The organism is Vibrio sp. V23_P3S9T160 (assembly GCF_963886625.1).
Lineage (GTDB): Bacteria > Pseudomonadota > Gammaproteobacteria > Enterobacterales > Vibrionaceae > Vibrio > Vibrio anguillarum.
In genome coordinates this window covers 50,130-67,031 of the sequence record NZ_CAWPDB010000193.1, presented here as the reverse complement: position 1 = coordinate 67,031, position 16,902 = coordinate 50,130, and the positions used below count along the sequence as shown (strand labels likewise).

The 16,902-nt window shown below is 45.8% G+C and carries 5 protein-coding genes; 2 read left to right on the top strand and 3 right to left on the bottom strand.

The features are described from left to right. The first annotated feature begins 63 nt into the window (after nucleotides 1-63). Nucleotides 64-9,498, top strand: coding sequence for a retention module-containing protein (locus tag AACU59_RS18135; RefSeq protein ID WP_094145888.1), 9,435 nt, complete (start codon nucleotides 64-66; stop codon nucleotides 9,496-9,498). A 106-nt stretch (nucleotides 9,499-9,604) separates the two neighbouring features. Here AACU59_RS18135 and AACU59_RS18130 read toward each other — a convergent pair whose 3' ends face one another. The 3 genes from AACU59_RS18130 to AACU59_RS18120 form a co-directional block, all read right to left on the bottom strand. After that, nucleotides 9,605-10,933 (bottom strand): anaerobic C4-dicarboxylate transporter, encoded by a 1,329-nt coding sequence (locus AACU59_RS18130; RefSeq protein ID WP_013868401.1) that lies wholly within the window; start codon nucleotides 10,931-10,933, stop codon nucleotides 9,605-9,607. Between the two features lie 275 nt (nucleotides 10,934-11,208). Beyond that, on the bottom strand, nucleotides 11,209-11,658 hold the full coding sequence (locus AACU59_RS18125) for a GNAT family N-acetyltransferase (protein ID WP_094145887.1): 450 nt from the start codon (nucleotides 11,656-11,658) through the stop codon (nucleotides 11,209-11,211). A gap of 39 nt (nucleotides 11,659-11,697) precedes the next feature. Continuing rightward, nucleotides 11,698-12,792, bottom strand: coding sequence for a response regulator (locus AACU59_RS18120; RefSeq protein WP_013868403.1), 1,095 nt, complete (start codon nucleotides 12,790-12,792; stop codon nucleotides 11,698-11,700). A 123-nt stretch (nucleotides 12,793-12,915) separates the two neighbouring features. On the opposite strand from AACU59_RS18120, the gene AACU59_RS18115 reads away from it, so the two are divergent. Then, a complete protein-coding gene (locus tag AACU59_RS18115; protein WP_094145886.1) occupies nucleotides 12,916-16,878 on the top strand; it encodes a hybrid sensor histidine kinase/response regulator in 3,963 nt (1,320 codons plus the stop codon). The last annotated feature ends 24 nt before the right edge of the window (nucleotides 16,879-16,902 follow it).

Sequence of the window (16,902 nt, the reverse complement as noted above, 5' to 3'; positions counted from 1 at the left end):
AAATAACAGTTGTCTATTGCTCGTTTTCTGAATCGATTTGCTAAAGAAGTATCTGGGGGCTCTATGGATTTACATGTGGTTGTTCAACCTGCGTTAGTACAAGAAGTGGTTGGTGATGTTATCGCAGCAGATGCCAAAGGTAATGCGCGTAAAGTAAGCGCGGGTGATCAATTAAATAAAGATGAAATCTTAATCACAGTGAATCATTCGTCGGTGACGATACTGCTTAATGGCCAAGCGACCGTAGTCGATCAGAATTGTATTACTTGTTTTAGCAATGCGTCACCAGATTCTGAGACCTCAGTTGACTTAGTTCAATTTCCGATTGAAGGCGAGATCAACGCTGATCTGAGCTTATTAGACGAGGTGAGTTTTGACGCAGATAATATTGCTGCCATCCAACAAGCCATTTTAGATGGCCAAGACCCGACCCAAATACTTGAAGCAACCGCCGCCGGAGCAGGTGGTGAAGGCTCTGCAAATGCTGGCTTCATCACCATTGATTACAATTTTGCAGAAGTATTGGCGAGTACGTTTTTCGAAACTGCAGGGCGTGATGCTCAGCAATCATTGACTGAAACGAATTTGAGTCCGTTGCGTTTTACCGCTGGGGGTGAATCATTATCAGCGGCATTAGTTGAAGGTTCGCTCTCACTAAGTTCGTATCCACAATCAGTGACGGCAAATGTTTTAATCGTGGCGGGAGATCTGCCACTGGATGCCGCCTCTTTTGTCCCTGAATCCCTTTCATTAGCTGCGCTATTGTCAGAGCTGAATAGCGATATTACTTCGGCTGGGCGATCAGTAAGCTTTCGTTATGATGCTACGGCTAACCATATTGTCGGTGAACTTGACGGCAGTGAAGTGCTACGGATTGATTTAGTGGCGACGTCTGCCGGTAAAGACATCAACTTAGAGATAGTGACGACCATTAGTCAACCGATTGACCATGTTCCCTCCGTGGGAGGTGGCTTAGTTTCTTTTGCCAATGATCAAATTGCGATTCAATTTGATGTAACCGGTTCTGATGCGGGTGGAAATCCTATTCGCTCGCCGATTTCTATCGCAATCAGTATTGGTGATGGTAATAACCCTGTTATGTCCGATGAACCGTCGACGTCCGTTTATGAGGATAATTTGGCAAATATCGGCTCGGATGCCAGTGCTTCACAGACGATTACCGTTTCAGGACAGTTTGATACTCAATTGGGTTCTGATCAAATTGAAAGTTATCAGTTGGATTTAAGTGCTAATCCGTTGGCGGGGTTAACCTCGGCTGGTGTCGCGGTGCAATTGGCCTCTTCCTCGTCATTGAACGGAGTTTATACCTATCAGGCGAGCGCCAATGGCCAGCCTATTTTTGAGTTGATATTAAATCCAGACGGTCGTTACCAGTTTACGTTACAAGGCGCGCTGGATCATCCAGTCAATAGTGATGAGTTATTACTCAACCTTTCGGTATTGGCAACCGATTATGATGGTGATAGCTCTGAAAGTGTGCGTTTACCAATCAACATTATTGACGATAAACCTGAAATCATTGGTGTGGATGCGCTCAGCGTTGACGAAGACGATTTAGCGTCAGGCTCAGACAGCAGCAAAGAGCCGTTGTTCGCCGAAGGCTATTTCACCACTACCCAAGGGGCCGATACGGTAGCGAGTTATCAGCTTGATACCAGCATCAACCCCATCGCTGGATTAACCTCGCAAGGTGAAAGTGTGGTATTGGGCGCGGCGACAGTTGATGCCAACGGTAACTACCTCTATCAAGCAAGTACTACCCCAAGCGGTCAGACGGTATTTAGCTTAGTGCTTAACGCAGATGGCAGTTATCGTTTTACCTTACAAGGGCCAATTGACCATGCGCAGGGGAGCGATGAGCTATTGGTGAATTTCAAGGTGGTTGCAACTGACTATGATGGCGACAGCGCCAACATTCTGCTGCCTGTCACCATTCATGATGATCAGCCAATCATCGCGGGCGTGCAAGCGCTCAGCGTTGACGAAGATGATTTAGCGTCAGGCTCAGACAGCAGCAAAGAGCCGCTGTTTGCAGAGGGAGTTTTTACTACTCAAAGCGCGGATAAGGTGGTGAGCTATCAGTTGGATACCAGCAGTAACCCGCTTGCAGGCCTAACTTCGCAAGGTGAAGCGGTGAGTTTGGGCGCGGCGACAATCGATGCCGACGGCAACTACCACTATCAAGCTAGCGCTGCACCGAGCGGCAATGCGGTGTTTAGTTTGGTGCTCAATGCGGATGGTAGCTATCGTTTTACCCTGCAAGGTCCGATTGACCATTCGCAGGGGAGCGATGAGCTGCTGGTAAATTTCAAGGTAGTGACAACCGATTATGATGGCGACAGCGCCAACATTTTGCTGCCCGTCACCATCCATGATGATCAGCCAATCATCACCGGCGTGCAAGCGCTCAGCGTTGACGAAGACGATTTAACGTCAGGCTCAGACAGCAGCAAAGAGCCGCTGTTCGCTGAGGGAATGTTTACCACTCAAAGCGCCGATAAGGTGGTGAGTTATCAGTTGGATACCAGCAGTAACCCGCTTGCGGGCTTAACCTCGCAAGGCGAAGCGGTGATCTTGGGCGCGGCGACAATCGATGCCAATGGTAACTACCACTACCAAGCCAGCACCACACCCAGTGGCAATGCGGTGTTTAGCTTAGTGCTCAATGCGGATGGTAGCTATCGTTTTACTTTGCAAGGTCCGATTGATCACGCCGCAGGCAGCGATGAGCGACTGGTGAATTTCAACGTGGTGGCGACGGACTATGATGGCGACGCCTCTGACATTCTACTGCCTGTCACTATTGTTGATGACAAGCCAACGATTGTCGGCATTCGCGCCGGTAGCGAACAGAGCGTGGATGAAGATGACTTAGCCACGATTGGTTCTGATCGTTCAGACAGCACCGTTATTGCTGGACATTTTGATGTGATTGACGGTGCCGATGGTATTGTCAGTTATCAATTATCGGATCTTGTAACGCCTGTCGAGAATTTAACGTCCGGTGGTCAAGAGATAGAGATCATCCAAATTTCAAGCAGTAATGGTGTCACTGTTTATGAGGCGGTGATTAAGAATACGACGGACGTGGTTTTTCGTCTCACGCTAAATGGCTCGGCCGATAGTTACCAATTTGAACTGCTTAAAGCCATCGACCACCCGACGGGTAATGGTGAAAATAGTTATATTTTAGATCTTCCGATTACCGCAACTGATAGAGATGGCGATGTTTCAGCGTCAGCGAGTTTGCCAATATCGATTGTTGATGATATTCCAACTTTGCATGATAAAAGCATCACTAGTGTTGAAAATACGGCGATAAAAACAGTCAATTTATTTAGCCAAGACAACAATACCTCACCGGATACTCAAGGTGCAGATCATGGTGCGATCACTAAATTTGTGGCCGTTGATGAAGCGGGTCGTGATATTCAATTTAGAGAGGCTAACAGCGTAAGTTTAGCTAATGAAGTTGAACTTAACGGAGTAACCAAAACAGTCACGGTTGTCGAAATAAAAAATGGTGTTGAGCGAGATTTGGGGACTTTAGCTATTGCACCAAACGGCAATGCGACTTTCAAACCCGTTTCTAGTTTAGATCATGGAGAAAATCCAACGATTTCATTTACTGTTAATGTGACAGCAGAAGACATCGATGGTGATAGTTCGACCGAGCAGTTGAATATTAATATTTTGGATCGAAATGCCACCATCACGGTTGCTAACGTGATTGGCGCTGAAGATGCAGGACGCGATGGCGTCACTATTTTGTTTAACGACCCCAATCAAATCACTAATAGCCAAGATAACCAGTCGGGTTTAGATACTTCACCACTTAAAGTGGATTTGCGAGTCAACCTGCACGATTTAGATCGAAACGAATCGCTTGGCGAAGTGAAAATCACGGCCAGTAATGCTCATGGTGATTTTTATTATCTCAACGACTCTGGTGTCTATGTCAAACTAGAGGTCGTCAGTGGACGCTTTGTACTACCGGCTGATGCGGTTGAGCAAAGTCTAACGGGCAGCGTGGCGAAGGTTGAAAACTTATATTTTGTGCCTGACCGTCACTATGCCAGCGCTAACGGTGGCTTCCAACTTAATATCGCTGTACAAGTTTTGAATAATGGCCTGCATGACCATAATGTGAACGGGAAATTGCGCATTGAGGTGGAAAGTGTGGCCGATATTGCTACTTGGACCTCAAGCAGCCAATTTCATTATGATGCAGTAGAAGATAGTGACAATATTACTCTCGATGTTTTAGCGCAGACACAAGATAACAGTACCCCCGAAACAATCCTGTATGAGATCCGCTTTACTCAAGGTGAAGGTGAGGCGCAGCTAGTTTATGCCGATGGTACGCTGGTTGTAATGAACTCGGATGCTTCAGGTCACTATTATCTTGTTAGTGCGAGTAACATTAACCAAGTACAAGTTGACCCCAATGATAACTTCAGTGGTCAGATCAAACTTGATATTACAGCGATCACGACCGAGCAAACTAACGCTCACGTTGGTAAAGAGAGCGCCCGATCAGAAACGAAAGAAATCGTGATAGATGTTAGCCCTGTTGCCGACATGGGTAGCTTCTCTGTCAATCGAATCAATGTTTTTGAAGATAATGCCGCTACGCAAAATACCGTTGACCCCACCACAGATCACGATCCCTTGTTATTAAGTGAAGTCATTACGATGGCCGGATCCGTTGATTCTGATGGTTCAGAAACACTCTATGTGCGTCTTTCTGATTTTTCAGAAACAGGTGTCACACTGATTTGGTTGGGAGCCGGAGCCAGCGAAATATCACAAATAACCGATGCCAATGGTCATACTTATTATGAAGTTCCTGAACAATATCTTGACCAAGTTGAAGTGCTACCCCCGTTGCATAGTAATGCTGATTTTACTTTCTCTGTTGAAGGCATCATTAAAGATAGCGTTACTCTTTCTACGGGTGCGGTGACAGATGAAATCTCGCTAGGTGCTAAGACGGTTAATGTTTCAGTTAAGGGCGTAGCAGACATTCCAACCATTGATTTTCACTCAAACAGTACTAACACTTGGAATGAATTTAGTGAAAATGGTCTGCAAGTGATTGAAACGACGATTGATGAAAATCAATCCGTTAGCTTTGGCTTTAGTGTGTTATCCGGTGAGCTTGCGGATAATCCAGCGGACAGCTCTGAGTCGATCACCGTTTTGCTGTCGAACATTCCAGATGGTGTCAAACTGTATGACAGTGTTGGTAGCGTGATTAACTTGGTATTTGTTGGTTATGATACTGCGCAGCAACCTATTTATCAGGCGAATCTAACTTCAGCGCAGGTTGATTCAGGTATTCGAGTTGAGCCATCGCATTCATCGACCGAAAACATTAACATCAAAATGACCACCATCGTTACTGAAAATGATGGACATACGCGTCAAATTGAGTCGGAAATTCGCATTAAAGTGGCACCGGTGATTGATGTTGTTGACAACTATCAATCACACTCGCTTGGTAACGAGGATAGCCGCATTAATGTTCATTGGCAGCCTGAAGAGGAACAGCATCTTGATGCTGATGAATATTTTGCCTCTGTTACACTTTCTGGCTTCCCAGCAGGTAGTACTATTTACGTCGATGGTGTTGTCACGGCCTTAGACAGTGACGGCAAGCTTATTTTGACCCCCGCACTGGGACAGAGCGATCAAGATTTCTCAGCGCAAGTGCTGACAACGGGTTACGTTCAAGTTCAGCCACCAGAGCACTCCAGTACTGATTTTACCTTGAGCACTGAGATTGTGGTTAAAGAGCAAGACAACGAATACGTCGATGCAATCAATTCTGGCGAAGGTATTGCTTCGAAAGTCATTCATGGCTCTGTTGATGTCACGGTAAGGCCGGTAGTTGAAGCTGATGGACAGCTGCGTGTTGAAGAGAACGGCGCAGTCATAAACAAGGTTGTCGCGGATGCCTCTGGTGCTATCTACTTTACGATTAATGATGCGGCCGGCGGCGAGCTTAATGCGAACGTTATACGCTTTGATAATGCAGACACTCAATCGACAGAAGGTTACCAATCATTAGAAGTGGTTGACCAACTGGTGGTGCGTTTTAGCAATATGACGCCACAGGTACTTGATCAACTACTGATTACTGGTGCAATTAATAATGGGGATGGTTCATGGACCATTGTTGATGAGCAGAATTTCAGTGTAAAAGCGCCGAATGGCCTGACATTGAGTAGTGGTAACGATCCTGATGGTGATGGTTATAACGACATCACTGTGACCATTTTTGCCCAAGTGTATGACCAAGGGGAAGATAGCTCTGAAGCCAAAGTGGTTCAACAAGTGCAATCAGAGCTCACCTTACAATTTCCGCTCACTGCTACGGGCAACAACACGGTAGCGGCTGACATTACTTTAGTTGGCAATGCGGATGATATTGTATTAGGCATCGAAGATAACGCTATTAATTTAGGTCAGCAAATCCAAGATAAATTGATGGTGAGCGCTTCAGGTTTTGATGGTGTAGAAGATGAGCTCAGTATTGTCATCGCGCAAAGTGTGCTGCCAGCGGGCGCAAGTTTATCTGGTGGTCATTTTGACTTCGTTGATGGCTTGTATGTATACAAAGGTACCGTTAATACCGATGGCTCGATTTCAGGGTTAGAAAATCTGCATCTGCATCTGCCCGAAGATTACGCGGGCGACTTTAATTTGCCGATCACTTTTGTAACGACAGACACGGCTTCTGGTGATGAAAAAACCTTCAGTACGCAAATCCCAGTGGCAGTTTCTCCGGTAGCTGATGTTCCCGGAACGCATCAACCGCAAGATGATGACACTACACCCAAAGCGACATTGACCATAGAAGGCACGCTTGGGTTAGATGCAAATCATCAGCCGACTTCAAGCTCGTCCGACGTTCCGACCAATGACGGCATAGGTTATGAAGATGGTATTATTCATCTTTCGCTCGATATTGATCTTGCTGATATTCGCAATAGCGCCACGGAAGGGCAAGAGGTGCTGAGCGAAGTCACCTTAACCCTACAAGGAACCAATATCGGAACCTTTGTTGATGCGCAAGGCAATGATCTCGGTACCAGTATCACTTTTAGTCAGCCTCAGCTACCTGCGGCATTAGACAATGTTTATTTCAAGCCCGCACCCAATTATCCGACTGGCGATGATGATAATACCGTCAACATTACCGTGGCGGGGAAAGTGACTGATATCACGCAATTTGATGATACCAATGCCAATGCGTTGGGAGTAGTCAATACCGATGCTGATAAACCATTTACCACACAAGTAAGTTTTGATGTGACGCCAGTGGTAGACGACGTCATTATTTCCAGTGGTGGTAGCAGTGATATTGAAGTGCATGGATTGGAAGATGAGTGGATTGTCCTTTCTAAACCGGGTTCTGAATTTACCGTTGATCTGACCGATACAGATGGCTCTGAGGTATTTGTGTCGATCAAGCTTACTGGGGTGCCAACGGATTTTGTCGTGAGTTCTCTCTCTTCTGACTATACCGTGAAAAATAATGGTGGTGGTGAGTGGAGCATTCAGATTAACAACCTAGCACAAACCTCGATCAATTTATCCGATATTGCGATGAAACCTGCGAAGAACTTTAGTGGCGAAGTGGAAATCGGCATCAAGGTCTTTACCCAAGAATCCTTGCTTGGTGTGCCTGTAGAGCATAACGGCAGCTTTAGATTGGATATTGCGCCCGTTGGGGATGTGGTGGATGTTGAACCAGTGACTAACGGCGCTGGCGATGAAGGCGTTGACATTGAAATTGATATCAACGCGCAAATTATCGATAAAGCCGATTCCATTGTAGCCGGTGCGAACCATAGTGAAAACTCGCCAGAAACGTTGCGAATTGAAGTTTCCGGGGTGCCAGATGGAGCAAGTATTGCATTGCCTGATGGTACGCTGGGGACTTACATCGGCGGTGGCGTATGGTTGTTGAATGCCGATGCGCAAAGCTTAGATAAACTGATTTTTAATTCTGGTGATTGGCATAAGGACACTTGGGCGGGAGATCTGACGATTAAAGTACAGTCGGTCGATACAGGGCTGGACGGTACTGAACATTTGGGGCCTGCGCGTGAGTTTACTGTTTCAGTTGATGTTCAGGCGGTCAATGATGCTCCCACCATTGATAGTGCTACGATCACCACAACGATTGATGAAGAGGCGGGGCAAAAAGTTACCGGCTTGAGTGTGAGTGATGTCGATTATGCAGGCTCACATGCCAACGACCCCATGACGGTGATTTTGAGCGTGAGCGAAGGTTTGCTCAGTGCCGTGATCCCCGCGTTAAGTTCTGTCACGCAGAGCACCAATTTGGCTGGAGAACTCGTCCTACAAGGCACGTTATCGGATATCAACGCACTACTTAATAGCAGCGATCCCGCCAGCGGCGTTTTTGTTGATGCCACCGCGATTGGTAGTGACCATATTGATCTGACAATTAAGGCCAATGATGGTGGTGTTTATGCCGACAATGTTTCTGGTATGGCGCTAGAAGAGACAGAAACCGTCAGTATTGCGGTGACGCCCAAAGCCAATACGCCGATATTAACCCTTGATCCGAGCTTTAATTATATGAAGCAGACGTATGTTAGCCAAAGTATCAGCGCTCAAGGTATTGCATTGCTGGGGTTAATCGCGGCATTAACGGATAGCCATGAAGTGTTGTCATTGGAGATCGACAGTCTGCCAAGTGGCGCTACGCTTTCTAGTAGCTCGGGCAGCGTGACTGAGCAAAGCGGGGTGTGGATTGTTTCCGCTGATGCTATCGACGGATTACAGGTTAGTGGGCTCGACTTAGGGCAACACACTCTGTCGGTAGCGGCTATCTCAACAGAAACGGATGGTAGCCGTGCAGCCTCTGCATCAATTGATATTGCGATTGAAGTATTGCCTGACGGTAGCACGATTGATCAATCAACGAACGGGGATGATGCGCAATTGCTCGCCGGTAATGTTGGGGCGCAGTTGCTAGGAGGCAGTGGTCATGATCACCTTGAAGGTGGCGATGGTGATGACTCCTTAGTGGGTGGTGGCGGAAATGATACCTTGATTGGCGGGCTTGGTGCCGACATCTTAACCGGGGGAAGTGGCGCTGACATATTTAAATGGACGCTCGATACTGTTGATGAGCAAACCGACACTATCACTGATTTCAACGCTGGTGAAGGTGATGTGATCGATCTCACTGATGTTGTGGCCGATTTACATTTGCCCATGGATCAACTGCTCGTTTCGCTACACACTTCTCATCAGATAGAAGCGAAAGTGATGACCAACACGACGGATGTGGAATTGGAAATTCTGACGGACAATAACGTACATCAAACCATTGTGGTGCAAGATCTTGCCAGCCAATTCAATTTTGATGGCATGGCGTCGATTGACATTGTTGGTTTCTTATTGGACAACAACATTATCAAGCATGACGTTTAAATAAAGAAAAAGTGCACCCAACGGCTTCAGGCTCAGTTGGGTGCACTTTTTTATTTAGCAGTAAACACACCCCAGCGCTGTATCAGTCTGGGGCATTTACAGTGGGTTAACCAATGATGATTTGGCTCAGCACATAACCTAAACAGCACGCACTCACGACGCCAATTAAACCGACGGACATGAACGAGTGGTTGAAGTAGTACTTACCGATTTTGGTGGTTCCTGTGGTATCAAAGTTGACCGTTGCAATATCTGACGGATAGTTTGGAATGAAAAAGTATCCGTACAATGCGGGCATTAAGCCTACTAGTAGCGCAGGTTCTAAACCTAGCCCGAGGCCTACAGGTAACATCATCACCGCTACTGCGGCTTGTGAGTTCACCACAACAGAAACAATGAATAGTGCAAGCGCGAAGGTCCAGTGATGGTCGGTAACCATCTCAACAATGCCTGATTTAAACTGCGGCATCGCGTATTGGAAATAGGTATCCGACATCCAAGCGATACCGAAGATGGCAATTGCCGCTACCATACCTGATTTGAATACCACACCGTTTGGTACATCTCGTGGGTCGGTTTTGGTTGCCAGTAAAATGATACCGCCAAAGCAGAGCATCATCATCTGGATAACCACCGCCATACTGATCGGTTTACTGCCTTCAACAATAGTGCGTGTTTCTGGCACCATCGCTAGCACGACTATGGTTAATATCGCACCAATGAAAATCAACACAGAATTACGCGCTGCCGCGGGTAACGTTTCATTCAGCGTTGTCGCGGTTGTGTTTAGGATTTTCTCTTTCCACACTGGATCTTGTAGACGTTCTTGATACTCAGGATCATCATCTAGTTCTTTCCCGCGGCGCAAGCTGTACAAAGACATCAACAGCGTACCGAATAAGGTCGCAGGTACAGTGACCAGCAAAATAGAGAGCAAGGTGATCTCGTGTTGAATATTCGACAATTGAGCAAGGTAGTAGACAACGGCCGCTGAGATTGGGGAAGCGGTAATCGCGATTTGCGAAGCAACAGAAGACGCAGCCATTGGACGTTCAGGACGGATCCCATTTTTCAATGCCACATCACCAATGATCGGCATGATGGAATACACCGCATGGCCAGTACCCAGCATAAACGTCATTGCGTAAGTGACGAACGGTGCAATCAAAGTGACATTTTTCGGGTTCTTACGCAGTAAACGTTCTGCCACTTGCAGCATGTATTTCAATCCGCCAGCCGCTTCGAGTATTGAAGCACAGGTGACAACGGCAAGAATGATCAACATGACGGTGATCGGTGGTGATGTGGGTGGCATTTTGAAGACAAAAACTTCAATGACCAAGCCAATACCAGAAACCACACCAAGGCCAATACCACCGTAGCGTGAGCCTATATAGAGCATTAATAGCAGGAATAAAAATTCCAAATACAACATATCTGTTTCCTATCCAAAGGTGTTAATGAAAATATTGTCTAACGTAACGTTAAAAAAAGATGAAACCTTGTTCACACAACCATTTACCCTATAAATGAAACGACATTAATCAGAGATTGCTCACGCATTTTATTCAATAAGTAATGAATATGAATAAACAAATGTAACCATTTTGTTGTGCTACAGGTGGGTTGGCGTTAATGATGAAGCTTATTTTCTCGCCGCGTAGGCTGTTTGCCGATCGCTAACCTTAATTTAAGATAGCACAAAGTGAGCTATTGGCCTTTGGGCGTTGGAATGAAATGCATATGAGGAAACTCATCGTCCATTTGGTAGTGCGTAAACCCAAATCGCTGATACAAAGCACCGACGGGGCTACCTTGCAAATAACAGAGCTTACAAGGGTATTGAGTCAGATTGGCTTGGTTGACGACCAGTTGTAATACTTTGCTACCCACTCCTCTATTTTGAAAATCAGGCAGAATAAAAAAGCGCGAGAAGTAAAGCGTTTCATGCTTGCTCTGCAGTAAATAAGTGCCAATCGGTTGGCCATCAGCGCAGATGATCGTTGGTAGACCAGAATGCCATTCTTGGCGATGCAGCACTTGCTGCAACTCTTCATCCCAGCCAAATATCGCCGTAATAGCATCCATTTCTGCGACTTTTTTTAGATCAAAAGCAAATTGATAATCGCTGTCACTTGCGGGGCGAAAGGTTACCTTCATACGTTTATCTTTTTGTTTAATACGTTGCTTACCAAGATATCAATCGTCGGCGTATTCATGGGCAATCGAAATAAAGCGTTCTTCTATTGCCAAGAAGGCATCAATGACTTCAGGGTCAAAATGGCTTCCTCTTCCGTCCAAAATAATCCCTTTCGCATCGGCGTGAGGCATCGGCTCCTTATAGATGCGTCGGCAAATCAGAGCGTCATAAACATCAGCGACAGCCATTAACCGTGCGCTGAGCGGTATAGCATCACCTTGTAAACCGTTAGGATAGCCAGAGCCATCCCATTTTTCATGGTGCCCATGGGCGATCTCTTTCGCCATATCGATAAGGTCATTTTTCGCGCCTGACATCTTTTCCGCTTTTTCTAGCGCACGTAGCCCTAAGCTGGCATGACCTTTCATGATCTCAAACTCATCACTGTCCAGTTTTCCTGGTTTTAATAGTATGTTGTCGGCGATGCCCACTTTACCAATATCGTGTAAAGGGGCGGCTTTAAAGTAGGTATTAATAACATTCGGCGTTAGCTTTTGTTGATATTTTGGCAGCTTAGCCAGTTGCTCGGCTAACGCTTTGACGTAATGTTGTGTTCGCAGGATATGGTTACCAGTATCTGGGTCTCTGGTTTCAGCGAGGCTGGCGAGAGCATACACGACCGCGTCTTGCATTTTATCCAATTCATTTGAACGTTTTATCACCTCTTTTTCCAAGTAGCCATTTTGGTTCTTCAGTATGTCTTTTGAGATCTTGTTTTGCAGGTGAGTATCTACTCTGGCTCTTAGCAACGGTACGCTTACGGGTTTGTATACATAGTCAACCGCACCTAACTCAAAGCCTAGTTTTTGATCTTCAGGGTTATCTTTTGCGGTCAGAAAAATCACAGGGATGTCTTGGGTGTTAGGGTTTGCCATGATCTTTTGTATGACTTCAAAACCTGACATTTCCGGCATAACAATATCGAGCAACACTAGGTCAATAGAAAACTTGTCTAAGATACTGAGCGCCATCGGGCCTGATTTAGCGGCCTTGACATGATATCGGTTAGCCAACCCCTGTGACATAAATGCAAGGTTATCTGGCGAATCATCGACGATTAACACGGTACAATTGTCCAAGTTTTCGATGGGCATGAGTCTTTCCTAATAAAAAATAGCAATTGAGCGGCGAAGGTTGGGTTTAAGTCTAAACTTATCAATAACTATAGCTAATCTCAGCGTTAGTAGAGTGAGAAAATTATTAAGAAGGCGCTTCACATGCGATCCATCCGAACTTTATTCACCGTCTTATTTATTGCTATGGGATTATGTTCCATTGCGATGTTTAGTATCACAGACAAAGTGGCCGCTCTGAGAACTGAGAGCCGACAACTGAACGACGAACTTTACCGTTTCTATCGTCTGTCACAAGAGTTGAAGCAGAGCTCAGATCACTTAACCAAATTTGCCCGAGCCTACGCTTCGACTGGCGATGAAAAGTGGCTCAACCTTTTTAATTATGTGCTGAGCGTCAGAAATGGTTCTGTGCCTTTACCGAAAGGGAATGAGTACGAATTTTGGGATGTCGTTGCACAAAACAAACTACTTGCCCGCTCACTGGGTGGCGCACCAGACAACCCTTCGTTACTCGATAGAATGCGTCTTTCGGGCATTGAATCGGTGGAGTTTTTGGAGCTCAAAAATGCGCTTACTTTGTCTGATTCACTGGTGTCACTCGAAAGAGAAGCCTTCATGGCCATCAAAGGATGGAAAAAGAATAGCCAAGGCGAATTTGTCGACACAGGTGAGCCGGATCTGGAATTGGCTCGGGCTATTCTCTATGGTGACCAATACTTCGCGGGAAAGGCGAAAATTATGCAGGCGATTGGTTCTGCGCATCAATCGATCATGCAACGCATGGAGCAAAACATTCAACGTGCCGATAGCGAAGCGCTGCGTTATGAATGGATAAACTTGGCGTTAGTATTAACCTTACTCAGCGTGATCATCGCCTCCTTTGTTCTGCTGTGGCGTCTTTACATCAATCCGTTAAGTCAGCTACTCAAAACGGTTGTGACTCAAGTCAAACGGGAAGATTACGCTTTTACGATCACTCAAACCGCCTATGCAGAGCTGCAACATTTTATCGACAGTTTGAATGTGGTGTTTCATCATATCGCTGAGCAGCTTAGCCAAAATACTTTACTTAAAGATTTCAATATCATCCTGCGCAAAAACGATTCTACGGACCGTTTGTGTAATGAAGTTACGCAATTCTTACTGCATCAATTTCCTTTGGAAATGGTTGGCATGTACATCTATCAAGAGGGCGTATTAAAACGAGTGGCTGGGGTGGGTTATGGTGAGCATTCGGCCAGAGAATACACCGATCCATCATCGACGCAGCTCAGTGTGTTGCTCAGCGGTCAGCCCTATGCGATGAAAGCACTCGATGGCAACTGTCACATTGAATTTAACGGTGGCAAGTTAGTCATTAACGAAGTGTATTATTTGCCGCTGCACGTCAATCAGCATCCTGTCGCTTTACTAGAGCTTGGCACTATCGGGTCGTTGTCGAGTTTGCAATTCCAGTGGTTATCGCAAATGTTGGATGACTTATCGGTCAGTATTCAATTGAGCCAAAACATTGAAATTCAGCGACGAGCCGAGCAGAAAGTACTCGAACAATCTCAACTGAATCAAGAGATCCTCGATGCGACGCCGAACCCCATGTATTGCTTGTCGGCCTCGGGTACGTATCTCACCATTAACGCTAAGTTTATGGATTTAGTTGGCCTGTCGGCCGAGCAAATTATCGGTAAATCGCCGCAAGATATCTTTCAAAATGAAACGGCGACCATTTTTGCCCAAGTACATAAAAGGCTTGGAGAGGAGCAGTCTTCGCAAGATTACGAATTGTCTCTCTATGACGCTTCACACCACAAAAGAGAGATGTTGGTATACGAAGCTTCTTTCCAAAATAATCGCGGTGAAGTCTCTGGAATTGTCGGAATTTTGCTTGATTTAACCGATCGCAAGCAGATGGAAGAGCAGTTAAGAGAAGCTAAAGAGACCGCGGATGCCATGAGCCAAGCCAAAGGCGATTTCCTTGCGAACATGAGCCACGAGATCCGTACACCAATGAATGCCATTTTGGGCATGGCCCATCTAGCACTCAATACCGAGCTCAATCCTACGCAACAAAAATACATTTCACGGATTAATGAATCGGCGAAAAACTTGCTTGGCATCATTAACGACATTTTGGATTTTTCCAAAATAGAGGCGGGCAAGCTGAATGTTGAGCACATTGATTTTAGCCTTGATGAGGTATTGGATAACCTCACCACCTTGATTTCGCTAAAAGCCCAAGAGAAAAACATCGAGTTTTTATTAGATATCGACCCACATATTCCTGTGGGCTTGGTGGGCGACCCGCTGCGTTTGGGGCAAGTTCTCGTTAACTTATGTGGCAATGCGGTGAAATTTACTGAACAAGGGGAGATCATCGTTTCGGCGCGAGTCGTGGGGCAAAACGACGCCAACGTGACCTTGAAGTTTACCGTTTCTGATACAGGTATTGGCATTGCTGAATCTAACGTAGCCACTCTATTCTCTGCATTTTCTCAAGCTGATAATAGCATTACTCGCCAATATGGAGGCACGGGCTTGGGGCTTAGCATCAGTAAACAGCTAGTCGGATTGATGGGTGGCGACATTCAAGTTCGCAGTGAAGAAGGGTCAGGATCCACCTTTGAATTCACGGTTGAGTGTGGCCTGCAAGAAGCCAAAATGCGCGATATCGCTAAGCCACTCAGCGCTCTAGCAGGCAAACGTGCGTTGGTAGTCGATGATAATGACTCGGCGCGCAATATTTTAATGACCTTGCTCAATGCGATGCATTTTGAAGCGAAGTCAGTCAGTAACGGTTTTGAGGCGCTAGATGAAATTCGCAATACGCATTTTGATATGCTGTTTATTGATTGGAATATGCCGGGTATGAATGGCATAGAGTTGCTGCAGAGAATGAAAGCATTGGGTGTTTTTGATAACACCAAACGATTCCTCGTCACGGCTTACGGCCGAGAAATCTCCTTGGTGGGAGAAAACAGTAAATTAGTCGATGCCTTGATTGTGAAACCTGTGAACCCATCAAATCTCCTTGATGCCATTATGGACAGCTACGGCATCGAGCAATTAAGGCAGAGCCATGAGTATCTTGATCATGATACAAGGCCAACATTTATTGGGCAAAAAGTGCTTTTGGTAGAAGATAACGAAGTGAACCAAGAGGTGGCTTTCGGCCTGTTAGAAAGTACTCAATTGAGCATTGTCCTTGCTAATAATGGACAAGAAGCTTTGACGAAATTGCAGCAAGAAGCTTTTGATTTAGTGCTGATGGATATGCAGATGCCCATTATGGATGGTATCAGTGCGACGAAAGAGATCCGCCAACATGAGGAGTGGAAAACGCTACCGATTGTTGCAATGACCGCCAATGCGATGTCTTCAGATGTCGAGCACTGTTTAAATGCAGGTATGAATGATCATGTGGCGAAACCAATTGATGTACAGCGCTTGTACCACGTACTACGCAAATATTTAAAGGCGGATGAAACCACGCCAGTACCCTCTACGGTATTACCGAATCAAGTGAAACCGAGCACTGGCTACCCAGAATTGACGGGTATTGATGTGGAGCAAGCGATTTTCCGAATTGGTGGCAATGCGCAGCGATACTTTGAAATATTGGATCACTTCCTTGCCAGCCAGCAGCAAGAAATAGCCGCATTCCCTAAATTGATTGATAAGGGGCAGTGGGAAGAGGCAGAGCGAGTGATGCACACCCTAAAAGGTTCAGCGGCTAATCTAGGGATTGAGCCTATTGCGCAGCTAGCCAACGAGATGGAAGGGGTAGTACAGCGACATACGAAACCCGCCATTCAAGATCTCAACACGGTATCAAAGTTGATGTCTACTTTGTTGGATGAGCTAAGAGATTGGGAGCAGACACAATTACATCCGCAGCAAGAGCACCGTGATATTGCGTTGCTCTACCAACAATTAGTGCAATGTGTTGAAAACTACGATGCTGATGCGATTCATATGATCCACCAAATTAAACAATGCAATTTATGGTCTGACGAGCAAAAGAAAAGTTTGATGCATGCGATTGAAGATTTTGATTTTGAAGCGGCTAAAGAGGTATTGGCTCAGTTGCCAGTACCGACTGAAAAATAAGTTGAAGCATGATGGTACTTAAAG

What these genes read in the sequence shown, in the direction of transcription:
- AACU59_RS18135 (WP_094145888.1), top strand. Translation starts at nt 64, where the DNA reads ATGGATTTACATGTGGTTGTTCAACCTGCGTTAGTACAAGAAGTGGTT.
- AACU59_RS18130 (WP_013868401.1), bottom strand. Translation starts at nt 10,933, where the DNA reads ATGTTGTATTTGGAATTTTTATTCCTGCTATTAATGCTCTATATAGGC.
- AACU59_RS18115 (WP_094145886.1), top strand. Translation starts at nt 12,916, where the DNA reads ATGCGATCCATCCGAACTTTATTCACCGTCTTATTTATTGCTATGGGA.
- AACU59_RS18125 (WP_094145887.1), bottom strand. Translation starts at nt 11,658, where the DNA reads ATGAAGGTAACCTTTCGCCCCGCAAGTGACAGCGATTATCAATTTGCT.
- AACU59_RS18120 (WP_013868403.1), bottom strand. Translation starts at nt 12,792, where the DNA reads ATGCCCATCGAAAACTTGGACAATTGTACCGTGTTAATCGTCGATGAT.